Below are 17,413 nucleotides of genomic sequence, written 5' to 3'. Positions count from 1 at the left end.
CCAGGATGGAGAAGAAAAAACATGCGCATCAGCACGAGCATAAGAAGGAAGAGCAGGCTCCCCAGGCGGAGACCGCTGCCGTGAGCGATGCGGACCGCATCAAGGAACTGGAGGAGTCGGTAGCCGCCAAGACGCTGGAAGCCACCAACAACTGGGACAAGTACCTGCGTGAGCGTGCCGACCTGGAGAACTACCGCAAAAGGGTGCAAAAGGAGAAGGAGGAGATTCTCAAGTACGGCAACGAGAACTTCATCCTGGAGATCCTGCCGGCCCTCGACAACCTGGAGCGCGCCGTCTCCCACGCCGAGGACGATTCCTCCGCGGTCATCCAGGGGGTGAAGATCACCCTTGCGATGTTCGTCTCCACCCTCAAGAAGTTCGGGGTGACTCCGATCGAGACCCCGGCCGGGGCCCCGTTCGATCCGGCCTTCCACCAGGCCATGAGCCAGGTGGAGACCGCCGATCAGGCGCCCAACACCGTGGTGACCGAGCTGCAGAAGGGGTACCTCCTGAACGAGCGGCTCTTGCGCCCGGCGATGGTGACCGTGGCGGTGGCCCCCAAGGGATAACCGGAGCCAGTTCTGCCCAATAAAAATTTTTCCTCCCCCCTTGTAATTCACCGGGGGGATGACTAGCTTTCAGTTACAGTTACCATACAGGAGGCACGACATGAGTAGAGTAATAGGAATCGACCTCGGGACCACCAACTCCTGCGTCGCAGTGATGGAGAGTGGTGAGCCGGTCGTCATAGCCAACGCCGAAGGGAGCCGTACCACCCCCTCCATGGTGGCCTTCGCCGAGAGCGGCGAGCGGCTGGTGGGACAGCAGGCCAAGCGCCAGGCGGTCACCAACCCCGAGAACACCCTTTACGCGATCAAGCGTCTGATCGGCCGCAAATTCGAGACCGACGCCGTTAAAAAAGACATCGCCATCTCCCCCTTCAAGATCGTGAAGGCCGACAACGGCGACGCCTGGGTCGAGGTGCGCGGCCAGAAATACTCCCCGCCCGAGATCTCTGCCATGGTGCTTCAGAAGATGAAGAAAACCGCCGAGGACTACCTGGGCGAGGCCGTCACCGACGCCGTCATCACCGTCCCGGCCTACTTCGACGACTCCCAGCGCCAGGCCACCAAGGACGCCGGCAAGATCGCCGGTCTCAACGTGCTGAGGATCATCAACGAGCCGACCGCGGCAGCCCTTGCCTACGGCCTCGATAAGAAGAAGGACGAGAAGATCGCCGTCTTCGACCTGGGGGGCGGTACCTTCGATATCTCCATCCTGGAGCTTGGCGAAGGGGTCTTCGAGGTGAAGTCCACCAACGGCGACACCTTCCTGGGTGGCGAGGACTTCGACCAGAAGGTGATCGACTGGATCGCCGACGAGTTCAAGAAAGACCAGGGGATCGACCTCCGCGGCGACAAGATGGCCCTCCAGAGGCTGAAAGAGGCCGCCGAGAAGGCCAAGTGCGAGCTCTCCACTTCGCTCGAGACCGACATCAACCTCCCGTTCATCACCGCCGACGCCTCCGGTCCCAAGCACCTGACCATGAAGCTTACCCGCGCGAAGCTCGAGTCCATCTGCGCCGAGCTTATCGACAAGCTCGAAGGCCCCTGCCGCACCGCCCTCAAGGACGCCGGCCTCTCCCCGTCCGACATCGACGAGGTGATCCTGGTCGGCGGCATGACCCGCATGCCGATCGTCCAGAAGAAGGTGCAGGACATCTTCGGCAAGGTCCCCAACCGCGGCGTCAACCCTGACGAGGTGGTCGCCATCGGCGCCGCCATCCAGGGTGGCGTGCTCAGAGGCGACGTGAAGGACGTGCTGCTCCTCGACGTCACCCCGCTCTCCCTCGGTATCGAGACCCTGGGCGGCGTCATGACCAAGCTGATCGACAAGAACTCGACCATTCCGTGCCGCAAGTCGCAGGTCTTCTCCACCGCGGCCGATAACCAGCCGGCGGTCAGCATCCACGTCCTGCAGGGCGAGCGCGAGATGGCGGGCGACAACAAGACCCTCGGCAACTTCGAGCTCTCCGGGATTCCGCCGGCACCGCGCGGGGTACCGCAGATCGAGGTCACCTTCGACATCGACGCCAACGGCATCGTCCACGTCTCCGCCAAGGACCTCGGCACCGGCAAGGAGCAGTCCATCCGGATCACCGCCTCCTCCGGCCTCTCCAAGGAAGAGGTCGAGAAGATGGTCCGCGAGGCCGAGGCCCACGCCGCCGATGACAAGAGGAAGCGCGAGCTGATCGAGGCCAAGAACCAGGGCGACAACCTGGTCTACTCCACCGAGAAGTCCCTCAAGGAGTACGGCGACAAGATCGACGCCTCCGAGCGCCAGAAGATCGAGGACGGCGTGGCCGAGCTCAAGAAGGCCCTGGAAGGGGGCGACCTGGACACCATCAAGAAGGCGAGCGACAACCTCATGCAGGCCTCCCACAAGCTGGCCGAAGCGGTCTACGCCAAGGCCCAGGCGGCGGGCGGCGAGCAGGCCGGCGCCGAACCGCACGGCGAGGCCGATGCCGGCCAGGCCAAAGGGGAGAAGGTGGTCGACGCCGACTTCGAAGAAGTCAAGGACGACAAGAAGTAGTTGCAACCGGGTCCATTTTGATGGATGATGTCGCAATAAATTAACGAAACGCACCACGGGCAGCGTCTCATGAGAGACGCTGCTCTTTGTGTTACGAGGGTAGATTTGGCAAACGGCGATAAACAGGATTACTACGAGCTCCTCGAGGTCAACCACAACGCCTCCGAGACCGAGATCAAGAAGGCCTACCGGCGGCTGGCCCTGAAGTACCACCCGGACAAGAACCAGGGGGACAAGGCGGCGGAGGATAAGTTCAAGGAGATCTCCGAGGCCTACGAGGTCCTCTCCGACGGCGAGAAGCGGGCGCGCTACGACCAGTTCGGCCATGCCGGCGTGAACGGCGGCGGCTTCTCTTCGGCCGGCTTCGGGGCCGGTTCCCCGTTCGGCGACATCTTCGGCGACATCTTCGGGGATATCTTCGGCGGCGGCCGCCAGCGGACCAGCCGGGGCAAACGGGGCGACGACCTCCAGTACAACATGGAGATCAACTTCGAGGAGGCCGCCTTCGGCGTCGAGAAGAAGATCGACATCCCCTACGCCAAGCGCTGCGAGGCCTGCGGCGGCTCCGGTGCCAAGGCGGGGACCCAGCCGAAGACCTGCCCGACCTGCCAGGGTGCGGGCCAGATGCGCTTCCAGCAGGGGTTCTTCTCCGTCTCCAAGACCTGCTCGCACTGCAACGGCGAGGGGCGCGTGGTGGAGCATCCGTGCCCGACCTGTCGCGGCAACGGTACCGTGCGGGACAAGAAGACCATCTCGGTGAAGGTGCCCGCCGGGGTGGAGACCGGCATCCGGCTGAAACTCTCCGGCGAAGGGGGGCAGGGGACCAAGGGGGGACCTAACGGCGACCTGTTCGTGGCGCTTTCCGTCAAGGAGCACCCGATCTTCCGCCGCGAGGACAACGACGTCATCTGCGAGATCCCCATCAGCTTCACCCAGGCGGCGCTCGGCTGCGAGATCGAAGTGCCGACCCTGGACGGCAAGGTCTCCATGAAGGTCCCGGAAGGGACCCAGTCCGGCGCGGTCTTCCGGATGCGCGGCAAGGGGATCCCCGCCCTGCAGGGGTACGGCCGCGGCGACCACCTGGTGGTCACCAAGGTGGAGACCCCGACCAACCTCAACCGCCAGCAGCGCGAGCTCCTCGAGGAGCTGGCCCGCATCAGCGGCGAGGACGTCAATCCCATGAGGAAGAACTTCTTCTCCAAGGTGATGGACATCCTGAGCTAGCAGAAGGCCTCAAAATATACCTTCGCCCCTTCGGCGAGTGGTACCCAGAAGGCGGTAATGAATATACCCTCGCCCCTTCAGGGGAGAGGGTGCCCGAAGGGCGGGTGAGGGAGGTTCTCAGTCTGACAAGCCCCCCTCCCTCGCCCATCCCCCTCTCCCTTGAAGGCGGGGGATTGTGAAGTACCTCCCCCTCTCCTGAAAAGGGAGGGAATAGTGTTCACCTTCTGAAGGAGTTCACCTTGCAACGCCCGTCCTGTTTGAAAAAGCCGGCGGCCCTTTTGGCCGCCGGAATCCTGCTGGTCCTCGTTTCTCTCACCTCCGCCTTCGCCTCCCAGAACATCGCCACCTACCCGCTGCTTCCGACCGGCTACAGCTCCATCAGGGTCTTCGACAACCACGGCCGGTTCGTGGGGCGCATCCTTCCCACCCAGCGCTACTGGACCCCGATCGAGCGGATACCCGTCTTTCTGCGCAACGCCCTGGTGGCGGTGGAGGACTCCCGCTTCTACGAGCACAACGGCATCGATGTCCGGGGGATCGCGCGCGCCCTCATGAAGGACGTGGTGAAGGGGAGGATGGCCGAGGGGGGCTCGACCATCACCCAGCAGCTCATCAAGAACAAGTTCCTCTCCGGCGAGAAGACCTTCGACCGCAAGTTCAAGGAGGCCCAGCTGGCGCTGGAGTTCGAGAAGAAGTACAGCAAGGACCAGATCCTCGAGATGTACTTCAACACGATCTATTTCGGCAACGGGGCCTGGGGGATCGCGCAGGCGGCGCGGCTGTACTTCGACAAGAACCCTGAGGAGCTGACCGAGTCGGAATGCTCGCTCCTTGCCGGGGTCCCCAAGAACCCGGGTCGCTACAACCCGCTCGGCAAGCCGGCCGACGTGAACGCCCGCCGCAGTGTCGTTTTGAAGCGGATGGAAGATGTGAAGTTCATCTCGAGCCGCCAGAAACAGGAGATCGTCGCCCATCCGGCGGCGGTGATCAGGTCGGCCCTGGCTCCCACCTACCTGGGACACCTGCGCAACCAGCTGATCGAGCGCTACGGCCGCGGGATCGTGGACCAGGGTGGCTTGGACGTGATCTCGGCGATGGACCTGAACCTGCAGGTGGCGGCCGAGAAGGCCCTGACCGAGGGGGTGAAGAAGGTCAACCCGAAACTGCAGGGATCGCTTCTCTGCATGGATCTGGCGACCGGTGACGTGCTGGCGGCGGTGGGGGGCGTCGATCTCTCCATCAACGGCTATGACCGGGCCTTCGTGGCCAAGCGCCAGCCCGGGTCGTCCATCAAGCCGCTCATCTACGCGGATGCCATGGAGAACGGCTTCACCCCCGGCACCATCATGAACGACGATCCGGTGACCTACAACTCCGGCAGCGGACAGGGGTGGCGGCCGACCAACTACGAGAAGCATGCCTTCGGGGCGCTCTCGCTTCGGCAGGCGCTCGCGCACTCCAACAACGTGATCGCGATCAAGCTTTTGGACTCCCTCGGGGTGCCGAAGTTCCTGGAATTTGCCCGCAGCAAGGGGCTGCCGCTGCAGAAGCAGGACCTCTCCCTGGCCCTGGGGACCGAGGAGGTGACCCTGAACGAGCTGGTCACCACCTACTCGGCGCTGGCCAACAGCGGGATGCGGAGCGAGTCGAGGACCATCGTCCGGATCTACGACCGCTACCGGAAGTCCTGGACGGAGTTCCCCTCGACGGTGACACCGGTGATGGCGCCCGCCACGGCCTACCTGACCACCCAGATGATGAAGGACGTCTTGACCTACGGTACCGCGAAGAACCTGAAGAAGTTCAGCCAGGAACACCCGAGCGCCGGCAAGACCGGCACCACCGACGATTATCGCGACGCCTGGTTCGTGGGGTACACGCCGCAGATCATCACCGGTGTCTGGGTGGGATACGACAAGCCGAAGCCGGGAGGAAAGGGATTCACCGGTGGGGGGATTTCGGCACCGATCTGGGGCCGCTTCATGAAGACCGCGCTCGCCTCGCGTCAGCCGGTGGACTTCCCGAAGCCTGACAACGTGGTCACCGCCACCATCGACCCCACCACCGGTCAGCTCGCCACTCCGGACTGTCCCAACAAGAAGGACGAGTTCTACCTGGCCGGGACCGAGCCGGCCGAGTATTGCGCGAAGCATGGGGGTGCGGGAATGAAGCCGGCACAACCGGAGGAACTCGCCCCGGCCGATCAGCAGGATAACGGCGGCCAGGGAGGCCAGGAGGGTCAGGAGGGTCAGGAGGGGGGCGAGCCGCTCTCCCTCACCGACCAGAACGGCAAGGCTCCCGAGTAGGGGACGCCCCCTTGGGGGAGAGGGGGGCCGAAGGCCGGGTGAGGGGGATTGCCGCACCCGGATGGTGTAGCTATTCGCCAGGTAGGGTGGGCACCCCGTCCCCACGCGGCGGGAAGTTCTGGTGGGCAGAGGGCTGCCCACCCTCCGTTTGGGATTGGCCTAGCTAAAGGTAGTAGTTCTTGAGCGGGTTGAGCCCCTCGTCCAGTTCGTAGACGATCGGCTTTGCGGTGGGGATCTCCAGGTTGACGATATCCGCGTCGGATATCTTGTCGATGTACTTGACGAGCCCGCGCAGGCTGTTGCCGTGGGCGACGATCAGCGGCCGCTGCCCACTCCTCAACACCGGCACTATCTGCTCGTGCCAGAAGGGAAGCACCCTTTCTATGGTGTCCGCCAGGCACTCGCAGCTGGGGAGTTGGCGCGGGTCCAACTGCCGGTACCGCAGGTCGAAACGGGGATGCCGCGGGTCGTTTCCCTCCAGGGCGGGAGGGCGCACGTCGTAGCTCCTTCGCCACAGCTTCACCTGCTCTTCGCCGTATTTCTCCGCGGTCTGGGCCTTGTTCAGCCCCTGAAGCGCCCCGTAGTGCCGCTCGTTGAGGCGCCAGTCCTTCACCTCCGGTATCCAGGTGAGATCCATCTCCTCCAGCATGTTCCAGAGGGTTTTCACGCCCCGCTTCAACACCGAGGTGAAGGCGACGTCGAACAGCAGGCCGGCCTCTTTCACCGCGATCCCCGCCTCGCGACTTTCCCGCTCTCCCGCCGGTGAGAGCTCGACGTCGGTCCAGCCGGTGAAGAGGTTCTCCCTGTTCCAGACGCTTTCCCCATGACGTACCAGCACCAGTCGCGGCATCTTTGACTCCCTACTTCCTGATATTCACGCTCACTTCGAACATGTGGAAATCGACTCCCGTGTTGCGGGGGCCGTCGAGCCCGCCGTTGGACATGTGCTGGAAGCGGTAGCCGACCCCGAGCCCGTTATCGAAACGATACTGTACGCCGACATGGCCGTCAAAAAGGAGGTGCCCGTTCAGGTCGACGTTGCCGAACCGGTACTGTGACAGGCCGTTGAGATCGCCCCCCACCACGAAGGCAAAACCCTTTCCTCCCGCCTTGTCGACGATGAAGCCGGGGCCTGCCGCGGCGATGAAGCCGGTCTGCCCCGCCGCATGGATACCCCCGGCCGCCGCGTTCACCGACATCTCCAGTCCCCACCCGCTGTCTCCGCGGACCGACCACGGAAGGCCGAAACTCACGAAGGCCTCGTACTGGTGGAAGTATACATTGCGTTGGGTGGCCATGTAGCCTCCCCGGATACCGAAGCTCTGAAGTCCCTGGTCGGGATCCTGACAGAACCCGGTCGAGGGGAACGCTAACATGACCGCGAGCAGAAGCAGGAAGGCGGGCGTCGCTCTCATGGCATCTCCGGTGTATGGATTAAATTTTTTTTATCTTAGAGAAATGTAATGTACTGTCGGTAAAAGTCAAACGGGCCGCCGGTGTGGAAAGCCGGGCGGCCCGTTCAGTGCCAGTGCCCCTGCAGCTACGAAGCATGTGCAGGGGCGCCGGTCTTGGGGTGAGTGACTATTTGGCGGGGTTGGTTTTCTTTGCGGAGTCGAGTTTGCCGGTAACGTTATTCCTGATCCAGGAGGGATCCCACCACTCGATCGGATTGACCTGCTCGCCGGAGACCACCACGCCGAAGTGGAGATGGTCCCCCCCGGCCAGCCCGGTGTCACCGGTGGTGCCGATCTGCTGCCCCTTCTTGACCTCGTCCCCCACCTTGACGTCGATACGGCTCAGATGGCCGTACAAGGTCTGCAAACCCATGCCGTGGTCGATGATCACGCACTGGCCGTAGATCCCGAGGTCGTCGGCGTAGACGATTTTTCCGTTGTTGGCGGCCGGGACCGGTGCGTGGGCGAGGGCGGCCAGGTCGATGCCGAGGTGCGTCTGGTGGTCGACGAGTTGCCCATGGTAGAAGTAGTCACGCGCCTGGGCGAAGGTCCCCTTGGGGGCCGAGTTGGGCAGCCGGAGGAAGACCCCCTCCCAAAGCGGCGTCGGCGAGCTCTTCTTCCCGCAATCCGCCAGGATCTTCAGGTCGTGGGCGCGCAGGTCGCGGTTGGCCTTCAAAAAGATCTCCAGCGGGGTCTTGGCCTCGGGGAACTTGTCCTTGAACTCGGCGCCCACCTTGTCCAGGTAGGAGTCGGGGAGTTCCAGGTGGTCCTTGGGGAAGGACTTGGGGATCACGTGGAAGTAGATCCCGGTCAGCCGCTCGTTGCCGGCCCTGTCCACGGCCAGGATCTTGGGGATGAAGGACGCCTCGTTCATGTCGTGGGGAAACGGGAAGAGGCAGGCGTAGACCTCGCCGAACTGGTGGTAGCCGGGGTAGAAGCGGTCGGCGAAAACCACGCCGGTCCTGGTCGGTTCCCGGTTCACCGTGTAGACCACCAGCCCCACCCCTCCCCTGGCGATGTTGTGGGCGGTGCTCAGGGCGGTGACCGCGGGAGGCTTGTTCAGGTAGGTGTAGTCGAGGTTTTCGACGGTGCGGTTGCCGGCACCGAAATGGTAGATGGCCCGGTCGGTCGAGGAGACCACCAGCTTGAAGGGGCCTTCCTTGAGCCCCGCCGCGGTGGAGAGCTTGAAGGTTTCCCGGGCGGAGGAGGTTTTGGGGGGATACTGCCGGGAGAAGACCGCGAAGTTCTCCCCACCCTGTTGGGCTTCCACGGTGACGTTCTTCAAGCCGGAACCGGTGTCCTTGAGCGACATCACCACGTCGAGCCGTCCCGAAACCGCGCCGGGGCCGGGGGTGAGGATGATCTGGGGACCGGAGATGTCTCTTAGGTAAAAGAATCCGGCTACGATGAGGACGACGAGGACGATGGCACCGAAGATAGCGGAAGTTTTCACGAGCTCCTCCGTAAAGGTGGCAGGGGCGGGAGCCGGCAGCCGGGGGCTGCCTTCAGTGAAAAGGTTAACATTGCCCCTATTGTTGTCCAGTTAGGAGGCCCAAAGGGCGCAGGTTTCCCCTCCCGTTTCCGTTTATGGTGCATTCCTCTTCAAGGATAGACCGTCCCAATTCCCGTTCGCGAAGCATTGCGGCAGCTCGGAAAACTACTGGACGAAGACCGGCAGACATGGCTGTCCAGACTAAGACAGTCGCTAAGTAGGTGCAATGACAGAGGAGATTGGCCTGAGAGGGTGAGTGATGTCACAGGGGAGGGGGAATGGGGACGTAAGAGCGCGAATTTTCCGACTATACACGAAAAAAAAATTTTGTGACAGACTGTAAAAAACTTGTGACAGGTGGTATATATTTACTCAGCTAGCTAGCAAACGGTAGAACGCTAAAAAAAGGAGGTTGCGCAGCATCGAAGAAACTCCACCGATTGGAATTCTAACAAGATGAGCAGCAGCCCATGCCGGGGTCGAGATGGCTCCGGAATAACCCTTGATAAGGGAAATCCGTAATCACAAAAACGAAGGCCCGCCGAATTTAGGCGGGCCTTTCATTGTTTACCCCGCTTAGCGGCCACCTTCCACACCGCCAAATCTCCCTCCCTTCAAGGGGAGGCGGGGCGAGGATGGGGAAGATGGTACGCGGGTGGCGCTCTTCGGCAATCGGCATATAGAAGGAGACCCGCTGCATGTCCCACGCTTCCTCTCAAGCCGGCAGTTCCTCACCGTCCAAGGAAAGCGGACCGGCGCGCCGCTTCCACTATGCCTGGCTGGTAATCGCCGCCACCTTCCTCACCCTGTTGATCACCGCCGGGATCCGCTCCACCCCGGGAGTGCTCATCGTCCCGCTCGAGCAGGAGTTCGGCTGGTCGAGGGCCACCATCTCCCTCTCCGTTTCGGTCAACCTCCTCCTCTTTGGCCTTATGGGCCCCTTCGCCGCCGGCTTCTTCGACAGGATCGGGATCCGCCGGACCATGGCCATCGCGCTGGCGCTACTGGCGGCCGGGGTGGGAGCCACCGTCTTCATGACCAAGCCGTGGCACATGATCCTCATCTGGGGCATCGTCGTCGGCTGCGGGGCCGGGATGACCGCCTACAGCCTGAGCGCCACCGTGGTGACCCGCTGGTTCGCACGATCCCAGGGGACGGTGATGGGGGTATTGACGGCGAGCTCGGCAACCGGGCAGCTCCTTTTTCTCCCCATCCTGGCCCGGCTCGTCCACCACCACGGCTGGCGCACCGCCGCCATCGCCATCGCCTCGGCGGCCGCCGTCATTCTCCCGCTGGTGCTCCTGGTCATGCGCGACCGCCCGAGCCAGATCGGCCTGCGACCGTACGGTGCCGACGACGGGGAGGCGGAAGCGGCCGCCGCTCCCCGGACGGGGGCGGCGAACCCGTTCACCGCCGCGCTGGACGGGCTGAAGACCGGGCTTCGTTCGGTCGACTTCTGGCTTTTGGCCGGGAGTTTCTTTATCTGCGGGGCGAGCACCAACGGGCTGATCGGCACCCACCTCATCCCCGCCTGCGTCGACCATGGCATCCCCGAGGTGCGGGCAGCCGGCCTTCTGGCCATGATGGGGATCCTCGACCTCTTCGGGACCACCTTCTCGGGGTGGCTGTCGGACCGCTACAACTGCCGTTATCTCCTCTTTTGCTACTACGGCTTCCGGGGCCTCTCGCTTTTGTGGCTTCCCCACGCGCTGAGCGGCCCGGAATGGACCCTTTCCGCCTTCGCCATCTTCTACGGGCTGGACTGGATCGCCACCGTCCCTCCCACCGTCAAGCTCACCGCCGAGGCCTTCGGTACCAAAAACGTCGGCCTCATGTTCGGCTGGATCTTCGCGAGCCACCAGGTCGGCGCCGCGCTGGCCGCCAGCTTCGCCGGCAGCGTGCGGACCTGGCTTGGCGACTACACCGTGGCCTTCATCCTCTCCGGGGCCATCTGTCTCCTGGCTTCGGGGCTCGTGCTGAAGATAAACCGCCGCAAGGTGGAGGTCGCCATCGAGCCCGCCTAGCGGAAGGTGCCAGGAGACCGCGGCCGTCGGTGGATCCTGCGGGCGTTGCTGGGACCTGGTGAGCCGGGAAGGCCACCGGTAAGCCAGCGCCTGTAGTAAGATGGAAAAGAGGCGGGCCGGCCGGAGTTCATGAAAGGATCGGCTAACTTCTGGATCCCATCCGCGGTCGCCGGCCTGATCATCTCCTGGAGGCTCTGGATGGATGGGAGAAGAGAGGTAACGTCATGGCAAAGAACACTATCGAGTTTCATCGGGTACTGAAAGCGCCCCCCGAGCGCGTCTATCGGGCGTTCCTTGATCCGGAGGCGATGGTCAAGTGGCTGCCGCCCCATGGATTCACCGGACGGGTCCACCATCTCGAGGCCCGGGTGGGGGGGACCTACCAGATGTCCTTCACCAACTTCACGACCGGGAAGGGGCACGTCTTCGGCGGCGAATACGAGGAGCTGGTTTCCAACGAGCGGATCCGCTACACCGACCTCTTCGACGATCCGAGCCTCCCGGGAGAGATCACGACCACCATCACCTTCCGGGCGGTCTTCTGCGGCACCGAGCTGAGAATCGTCCAGGAGGGGATTCCGGAGGTCATCCCGGTCGAGGCCTGCTACCTCGGCTGGCAGGAATCGCTGACCCTGCTGGCTCAACTGGTGGAGACCGCGGTGACCGAATAACGGGGATAACAGCGCGAGGAAGGAAACGAGAGGTCATGGGGGCAATCCCTGTGACCTTTTGTTTGTGTGGCCGCCAGGGCGAGTCGGGTGGCGAGAGTTTTCTGAAGCTCACGTTCTTCGCTGCCCTCACCTTTGACACCCAAAACCCAGTCTATATAGTTTCGTTTAATGTGGGCGGCAGGGGCACCTCGGCAGTAGGGGGATGCCCTTCTGTGTCAGAAATTGCGCATGGCACAGGCGCGGCGGATACGAGACGGGTAAACGGTTCCTTCCGCCGGTGCGCCACCGTGCTGTCAGGGGGCAGAATGGAAATAAACAGAAAAAGCCTTGAAGAAGCCTGTGCCAGGGGGATCGTGACAGAGCTGCAGGCGGAGCGGCTTTGGCAGTTCTTGTCAGAGCAGCAAACCGACACGCCGCGTTTCCATTTCACCCACATCCTTAATTATCTGGGCGGATTGATAGCTATAGGGGCCATGAGCTTGTTCATGAACCTCGGGTGGGAACGGTTCGGTGGCGGCGGGCTTTGCGTGATTGCCTTCCTTTATGGCGGGGTGGGGCTTTGGCTGACGGAGTATTTCCTCAACCGCAAGCAGCTGGAAATTCCTGCCGGGATCATGGCAACCTTCGTGGTGGTGCTTACTCCATTGGGTGTCTATGGTTTGCAAGTTGCTCTCGGTTTCTGGCCGGAGGGACAGGTCTACAGGGAGTATCACAGTCATATAGATTGGCGCTGGATACTTATGGAGCTCGCCACCCTGGCAACCGGAACGATCATGCTGTGGCGGCACCGGTTCCCTTTCCAGGTCATGCCGGTAGCCGTGACGCTCTGGTATATGAGTATGGACTTGGCACCCTTCCTGTTTGGCGAAGCCGATCTGACCTGGGGGTTGCGCAAGTTGGTGTCGCTGTGGTTCGGTCTGCCGATGTGCCTGCTCGCTTTCTGGGTCGACATCCGCTCCCGTCGGGAAAAAGACTTTGCCTTTTGGCTTTACATCTTCGGTGTGCTGGCCTTCTGGGGGGCTTTATCGTTGATGACATCGGATAGCGAGTTGAACAAATTCATCTATTTCGGCATAAACATCACGATGATAGCCATCGGAGCAGTCCCGTCCCGGCGACGCTGGGATCAGTGGGGAACGTGGTAGTCCTCCTGGTGGCGCACACCTGGAGGCTTGGCGAGAAAGAGGACGAGGTACGGGTTATAAGGCAGACGCACACGAGAGGAAGCGCTATGAAGAAGGGGCTTAGTGAGGAGCAAGTGAAAGAGATTGCCGAACTCGCCGCGATGACCGACGAGGAAATCGACTATTCAGACATCCCCCCAGGCGGGGATTGGGAGGGTGCCGTGGTCGGAAAATTCTACCGCCCCATCAAGCAGGCCGTCACCATCAGGCTCGATGCCGACGTGGTCGATTGGCTAAAGCGGGGTGGCAAAGGATATCAAACCAGGGTGAACAAACTCCTCCGCACCGCCATGGAACGGCAACTACAGCAAGCGCAGAAACATCCCCGAAAAGAAGGATGACAAGATACAGTAGGAGCAAAACAACAAAAAGGTCACAGGGTAATCCCTGTGACCTTTCGTTTTTTACTGGAGCCGAAGAGCGGACTCGAACCGCCGACTTGCTGATTACGAATCAGCTACTCTACCAACTGAGTTACTCCGGCTGATCGTAAACTTCGTATATGTCTCCGACCGAATCCGCCGGGGACACTCTGCCAAAGACATCGTAGATGTGTACCGTAAAAAGCCGGCTGAGTCAAGCCATACCTAGGACGGAAAGCGCTGTGAGAGCGGATCCGACCTAGTTGACTCCGGCGAGACATCTCCTGACTTTGCTGGTGATCTGGATGGGGGAGAAGGGTTTGAGAATGTAGCCATCGGCCCCGGTCTCCTGTGCCAGTTGCCGCATCTCCTGATCGCTCTTCGAGGAGAGAAGCAGGATCGGGATGTCTTTGCACGTCTCGTTCTCCTTGAGGAGTTTGGCCTTGGTGTCCCCGGAGAGCATCGGCATCATGATGTCTAGGATGATCACGCCGGGGCGGTTTTTCGAGAAGATGTGCTTGTTGGCCTCGATGCCGTTGGTTGCGGTCGCCACCTGGTACCCCGCCTCCTCGAGCGCGTCTTTGGCCATGGTCAGCACCAGTTCGCTATCGTCAATGACAAGGATGTTTTTATTCATTTTTCGTCTCCTGCAGGTTGGTTATAGGCGAAGCTCTCGTGTCGCGTGCGCCATCAAATCCGGATCGTTCAGCAAGATTAATGCCTCTCTGGACCAGAAAAAACAAACTGTAATACCGGTGGTTAGCCTTTAGCGCTGCCGCGTTCGGGTGAAGGGGGTGTCCGGTTTAGTCGGCGGTTGCGGTATTTCCCAGCGATTACCGGCGAAAAAACAGCATGTTGGACGGGTGCGAAAAATGAGACAGCTGTTCGATTTTTTGCAGGCCTCTGTACCGATTTTCGCAGGGGGGCCATACGAGGGGGAAGGCGGCGGTATGAAAAAAGGGGTGGCCGAGAACGACCACCCCCTTGAGGTTTGCAACGGGATTAACCGGCGGCGTTGGCCAGCTCGCGCTCGGTGGCGTCGTCCATCACCTTGTAGGCGCAGAATTCGCCGCACATGGTGCAGGCGCCGTGGTCGGCCACCCCGGACTCTTCCCGCAGACGGCGGGCCTTGACCGGGTCGATGGCCAGGGCGAACTGCCCTTCCCAGTCGAGCTTCTTGCGGCAGCGGGCCATCTGGTTGTCCTTCTCCATGGCGCCCTTGACCCCCTTGACGATGTCGGCGGCGTGACCGGCGATCCGGCAGGCCATGACCCCCTCGCGCACGTCCTCGACGGACGGCAGGCGCAGGTGCTCGGAAGGGGTGACGTAGCAGAGGAAGTCGGCGCCGGCGGAAGCGGCGATGGTGCCGCCGATGGCGGAGGTGATGTGGTCGTAGCCCGGGGCGATGTCGGTGACCAGCGGTCCCAGCACGTAGAAGGGGGCGCCGTGGCAGAGCCTTTTTTGCAGGAGGATGTTGGCCTCGATCTGGTTGAGCGGCATGTGGCCCGGCCCCTCGATCATGACCTGGACGCCGTACTCCTGGGCGCGCTGGGTCAGCTCGCCGAGCAGGATGAGCTCGTGGATCTGCGCACGGTCGGTGGCGTCGGCCAGGCAGCCGGGGCGGAACCCGTCGCCCAGCGAAAGGGTCATGTCGTAGGCCTTGGTGATTTCGAGGAGGCGGTCGAAGTGCTCGAAGAGCGGGTTTTCCTTGTTGTTGTGAGCCATCCACTCGATGGTGAAGGCGCCGCCGCGGGAGACGACGTCCATGATGCGCCCTTCCTTGCGCATCCTCTCCACGGTGGAGCGGGTCACGCCGCAGTGGACGGTGATGAAGTCGACGCCGTCCTCGGCGTGCTTGATGACCCCTTCGAAGATGTCGTCAACGGTCATGTCGACGATGGCCTTCTTCTTGGTGCGGACCGCGTCGAGGGCGGCCTGGTAGAGGGGAACGGTGCCGATGCAGGCGGAAGTCTCGGCGATGATGGCGCGGCGGATCTCGTCGACCGGGCCGCCGGTGGAGAGGTCCATGATGGCGTCGGCGCCGGCGGCGACCGCCACGCGGGCCTTCTCCAGTTCCTTCTGGATGTCGAGGTCGTCGGCGGAGGAGCCGATGTTGGCGTTCACCTTGGTGCGGAGCCCCTTGCCGACCGCGAGCGGGGTGCCGTTTAAGTGTTTGATGTTGTGGCAGATGATGATGTTCCCGGCGGCGATCCCGGCGCGGATAAATTCGGGCTCCACCCCTTCGGCGAGGGCGGCCGTCTTCATCTTGTCGGTGATGATCCCCTGGCGGGCGTATTCAAGCTGGGTCATGACTACTCCTTTTTCGAGCCCTCATGGGGCAAAAGATATGCGACGGGTATGGCTGAACTCTCCGCTGGGGACCTCTGAACCCGTGGTTACCCTCGCCCCTTCAGGGGAGAGGGTGGCCGAAGGCCGGGTGAGGGTGCTTTTCGACCCCGATGGGGACCTGCGGAGAGAAAGATTACGGTAACGGTTCCGATGGGTCGCGGGCGGCCTGGTAGTGATTGACCGGACCGTGACCGTGCCCCAAGGGGTGGGCGAACTTGATCGCCTTGGTGATGAAGAGCTTCCCTCGCAGCACGGCTCCAGGGAGCGGCTCGCCCTGGGCCAGGAAGGTGGCGATGGCGGATGCCAGGGAACAGCCGGTGCCGTGGGTGTTGCGCGACAGCACCCGCGGCGCGGTGAAACGGGTAAAGGCGTTGCCGTCGTAAAGGATGTCGGTCACCATCCCGTCGGTCAGGTGCCCCCCTTTGATCAGCACGTTCTTGGCCCCCATCAGGTGCAGCGCGCGGGCGGCGAGCTCCATCCCCGCGGGGTCGATGATGGTGAGCCCGGTGAGCCGCTCGGCCTCGGGAACGTTGGGCGTCAGGAGGTAGCTGAGCGGGATCAGCCGCTTCTTCATGACCGACAGCGCCTCGTCCTCCAGTAACGCGGCTCCCCCCTTGGCGGTCATCACCGGGTCGACGACGACCATCCTCATGCCGTGGGCGGTGAGGCGCTCGGCGAGCACGGCGGTGTTCTCGGGGGTGGAGAGCATCCCGACCTTCACCACGTGCACCGGGAGGTCGCCCAGTACGGCGTCGATCTGCTCGGCCAGAAACTGAGCCGGCACCGGCAGCACCGAAGAGACGCCGGTGGTGTTCTGGGCGGTCAGGGCGGCGATCGCCGAAGCGCCGTAGCTTCCCAAAAGGGAAATGGTCTTCAGGTCTCCCTGGATGCCGGCTCCCCCGCCGGAGTCGCTTCCCGCGACCGTGAGCACGATCCCGCGCGGATGGGGGGCGTTGCGGTTGAAGAGGAGCGATATCTCGGTGGCGGCCAGGCCGGGATGGCGCGAGGACAGGACCGCCGAGATGACGGCTACCGCATCGGCCCCGGCCTCCAGCACCGGCGGTGCGTTGTCGCGGGTGATGCCACCGATGGCGACCACCGGGATGCGGAGTTTCCCCTTCAAGGCCTCCACCCCTTCCGGTCCGCGGGTTTCCGGGACCTCCTTGGTGCCGGTGGGGTAAATGGCTCCGAAGCCCACGTAATCCGCCTGTGCTGCCTGGGCGGCCAAAGCCTCTTCAAGCGAATGGGTGGAGATCCCGAGGAGCTTGCCGGGGCCAAGCAGCGCACGCGCCACGACCGGGTCGCCGTCCTCCTGCCCCAGGTGGACGCCGTCGGCATCCAGCTTGAGGGCCAGCTCCAGGTCGTCGTTGATGATGAACTTGACCTGGTGGCGGCTGCAAAGTTCCTTGAGCTCCTTGCCGATGGCGAGCCGCTCCTCGGGGGAGCGCATCTTGTCGCGGTACTGCAGGACGCTTACCCCGCCGGTCAGGGCCTCGGCTACCCGCTCGACCAGGCGCTCGCCCTGGTCGGTGATCAGGTAGAGACCTTCGACGCAGGGCTTGTTCTTGCAGCGATCCACCACGAGCTTGAGCATGATCGGCGTCCTTTTCGTGAGCCACGGAGACACGGAGAAAAATCGGAGAAAACCTTATCTGATTAGCAACCGTCTTCCGCTGAGACCAACTCACCCTCTCCTTCAAGGAGAGGGTGGGGGTGAGGATGGGGTAAAGGAGGCGGAGCGAGCCCCCATCCTCA

The 17,413-nt window shown here is 62.6% G+C and carries 14 protein-coding genes and 1 tRNA gene; 8 read left to right on the top strand and 7 right to left on the bottom strand.

Features of this window, described 5'->3' with window-relative positions; translation table 11 throughout:
- The first annotated feature begins 5 nt into the window (after nucleotides 1-5).
- The 4 genes from grpE (at nucleotide 6) to ACYVL5_RS00135 (ending at nucleotide 6,122) form a co-directional block, all read left to right on the top strand.
- Nucleotides 6-569 (top strand): nucleotide exchange factor GrpE, encoded by a 564-nt coding sequence (gene grpE, locus ACYVL5_RS00150; protein WP_460593516.1) that lies wholly within the window; start codon nucleotides 6-8, stop codon nucleotides 567-569.
- Nucleotides 570-669: 100 nt separating this feature from the next.
- Complete coding sequence (dnaK, locus tag ACYVL5_RS00145) at nucleotides 670-2,592, top strand: Hsp70 family protein (protein ID WP_460593515.1); 1,923 nt, start codon at nucleotides 670-672, stop codon at nucleotides 2,590-2,592.
- Nucleotides 2,593-2,697: 105 nt separating this feature from the next.
- Nucleotides 2,698-3,816: a molecular chaperone DnaJ gene (gene dnaJ / locus ACYVL5_RS00140; RefSeq protein ID WP_460593514.1), complete on the top strand. Its 1,119-nt coding sequence runs from the start codon at nucleotides 2,698-2,700 to the stop codon at nucleotides 3,814-3,816.
- A gap of 239 nt (nucleotides 3,817-4,055) precedes the next feature.
- Nucleotides 4,056-6,122 (top strand): penicillin-binding protein 1A, encoded by a 2,067-nt coding sequence (locus tag ACYVL5_RS00135; RefSeq protein WP_460593513.1) that lies wholly within the window; start codon nucleotides 4,056-4,058, stop codon nucleotides 6,120-6,122.
- Nucleotides 6,123-6,285: 163 nt separating this feature from the next.
- Here ACYVL5_RS00135 and gpmA read toward each other — a convergent pair whose 3' ends face one another.
- The 3 genes from gpmA to ACYVL5_RS00120 all read right to left on the bottom strand — a co-directional run bounded on the left by gpmA (nucleotide 6,286) and on the right by ACYVL5_RS00120 (nucleotide 9,029).
- Complete coding sequence (gpmA, locus tag ACYVL5_RS00130; RefSeq protein ID WP_460593512.1) at nucleotides 6,286-6,972, bottom strand: 2,3-bisphosphoglycerate-dependent phosphoglycerate mutase; 687 nt, start codon at nucleotides 6,970-6,972, stop codon at nucleotides 6,286-6,288.
- Between the two features lie 10 nt (nucleotides 6,973-6,982).
- On the bottom strand, nucleotides 6,983-7,537 hold the full coding sequence (locus tag ACYVL5_RS00125) for an acyloxyacyl hydrolase (RefSeq protein ID WP_460593511.1): 555 nt from the start codon (nucleotides 7,535-7,537) through the stop codon (nucleotides 6,983-6,985).
- Between the two features lie 166 nt (nucleotides 7,538-7,703).
- Entirely contained in the window at nucleotides 7,704-9,029 is a 1,326-nt protein-coding gene (locus ACYVL5_RS00120) for a M23 family metallopeptidase (protein ID WP_460593510.1), read from the bottom strand.
- Nucleotides 9,030-9,766: 737 nt separating this feature from the next.
- On the opposite strand from ACYVL5_RS00120, the gene ACYVL5_RS00115 reads away from it, so the two are divergent.
- The 4 genes from ACYVL5_RS00115 (at nucleotide 9,767) to ACYVL5_RS00100 (ending at nucleotide 13,288) form a co-directional block, all read left to right on the top strand.
- Complete coding sequence (locus ACYVL5_RS00115; protein WP_460593509.1) at nucleotides 9,767-11,092, top strand: MFS transporter; 1,326 nt, start codon at nucleotides 9,767-9,769, stop codon at nucleotides 11,090-11,092.
- 224 nt (nucleotides 11,093-11,316) lie between these two features.
- Complete coding sequence (locus ACYVL5_RS00110; RefSeq protein ID WP_460593508.1) at nucleotides 11,317-11,763, top strand: SRPBCC family protein; 447 nt, start codon at nucleotides 11,317-11,319, stop codon at nucleotides 11,761-11,763.
- A 305-nt stretch (nucleotides 11,764-12,068) separates the two neighbouring features.
- Nucleotides 12,069-12,908, top strand: coding sequence for a hypothetical protein (locus ACYVL5_RS00105; protein ID WP_460593507.1), 840 nt, complete (start codon nucleotides 12,069-12,071; stop codon nucleotides 12,906-12,908).
- Nucleotides 12,909-12,994: 86 nt separating this feature from the next.
- On the top strand, nucleotides 12,995-13,288 hold the full coding sequence (locus tag ACYVL5_RS00100; protein ID WP_460593506.1) for a BrnA antitoxin family protein: 294 nt from the start codon (nucleotides 12,995-12,997) through the stop codon (nucleotides 13,286-13,288).
- A 67-nt stretch (nucleotides 13,289-13,355) separates the two neighbouring features.
- Here the strand turns inward: ACYVL5_RS00100 and ACYVL5_RS00095 are convergent.
- The 4 genes from ACYVL5_RS00095 to thiD form a co-directional block, all read right to left on the bottom strand.
- Nucleotides 13,356-13,431: transfer RNA gene (locus tag ACYVL5_RS00095), tRNA-Thr, on the bottom strand.
- 137 nt (nucleotides 13,432-13,568) lie between these two features.
- Nucleotides 13,569-13,946, bottom strand: coding sequence for a response regulator (locus ACYVL5_RS00090; RefSeq protein WP_460593505.1), 378 nt, complete (start codon nucleotides 13,944-13,946; stop codon nucleotides 13,569-13,571).
- A 365-nt stretch (nucleotides 13,947-14,311) separates the two neighbouring features.
- Entirely contained in the window at nucleotides 14,312-15,619 is a 1,308-nt protein-coding gene (gene thiC / locus ACYVL5_RS00085) for a phosphomethylpyrimidine synthase ThiC (protein ID WP_460593504.1), read from the bottom strand.
- A 172-nt stretch (nucleotides 15,620-15,791) separates the two neighbouring features.
- A complete protein-coding gene (thiD, locus tag ACYVL5_RS00080) occupies nucleotides 15,792-17,252 on the bottom strand; it encodes a bifunctional hydroxymethylpyrimidine kinase/phosphomethylpyrimidine kinase (protein ID WP_460593503.1) in 1,461 nt (486 codons plus the stop codon).
- Between the last annotated feature and the right edge of the window lie 161 nt (nucleotides 17,253-17,413).

This window comes from Geomonas sp. Red276 (assembly GCF_054784495.1).
The sequence above is the reverse complement of the archived record's forward strand: the minus strand, read 5'-3'. Positions and strand labels throughout refer to the sequence as shown.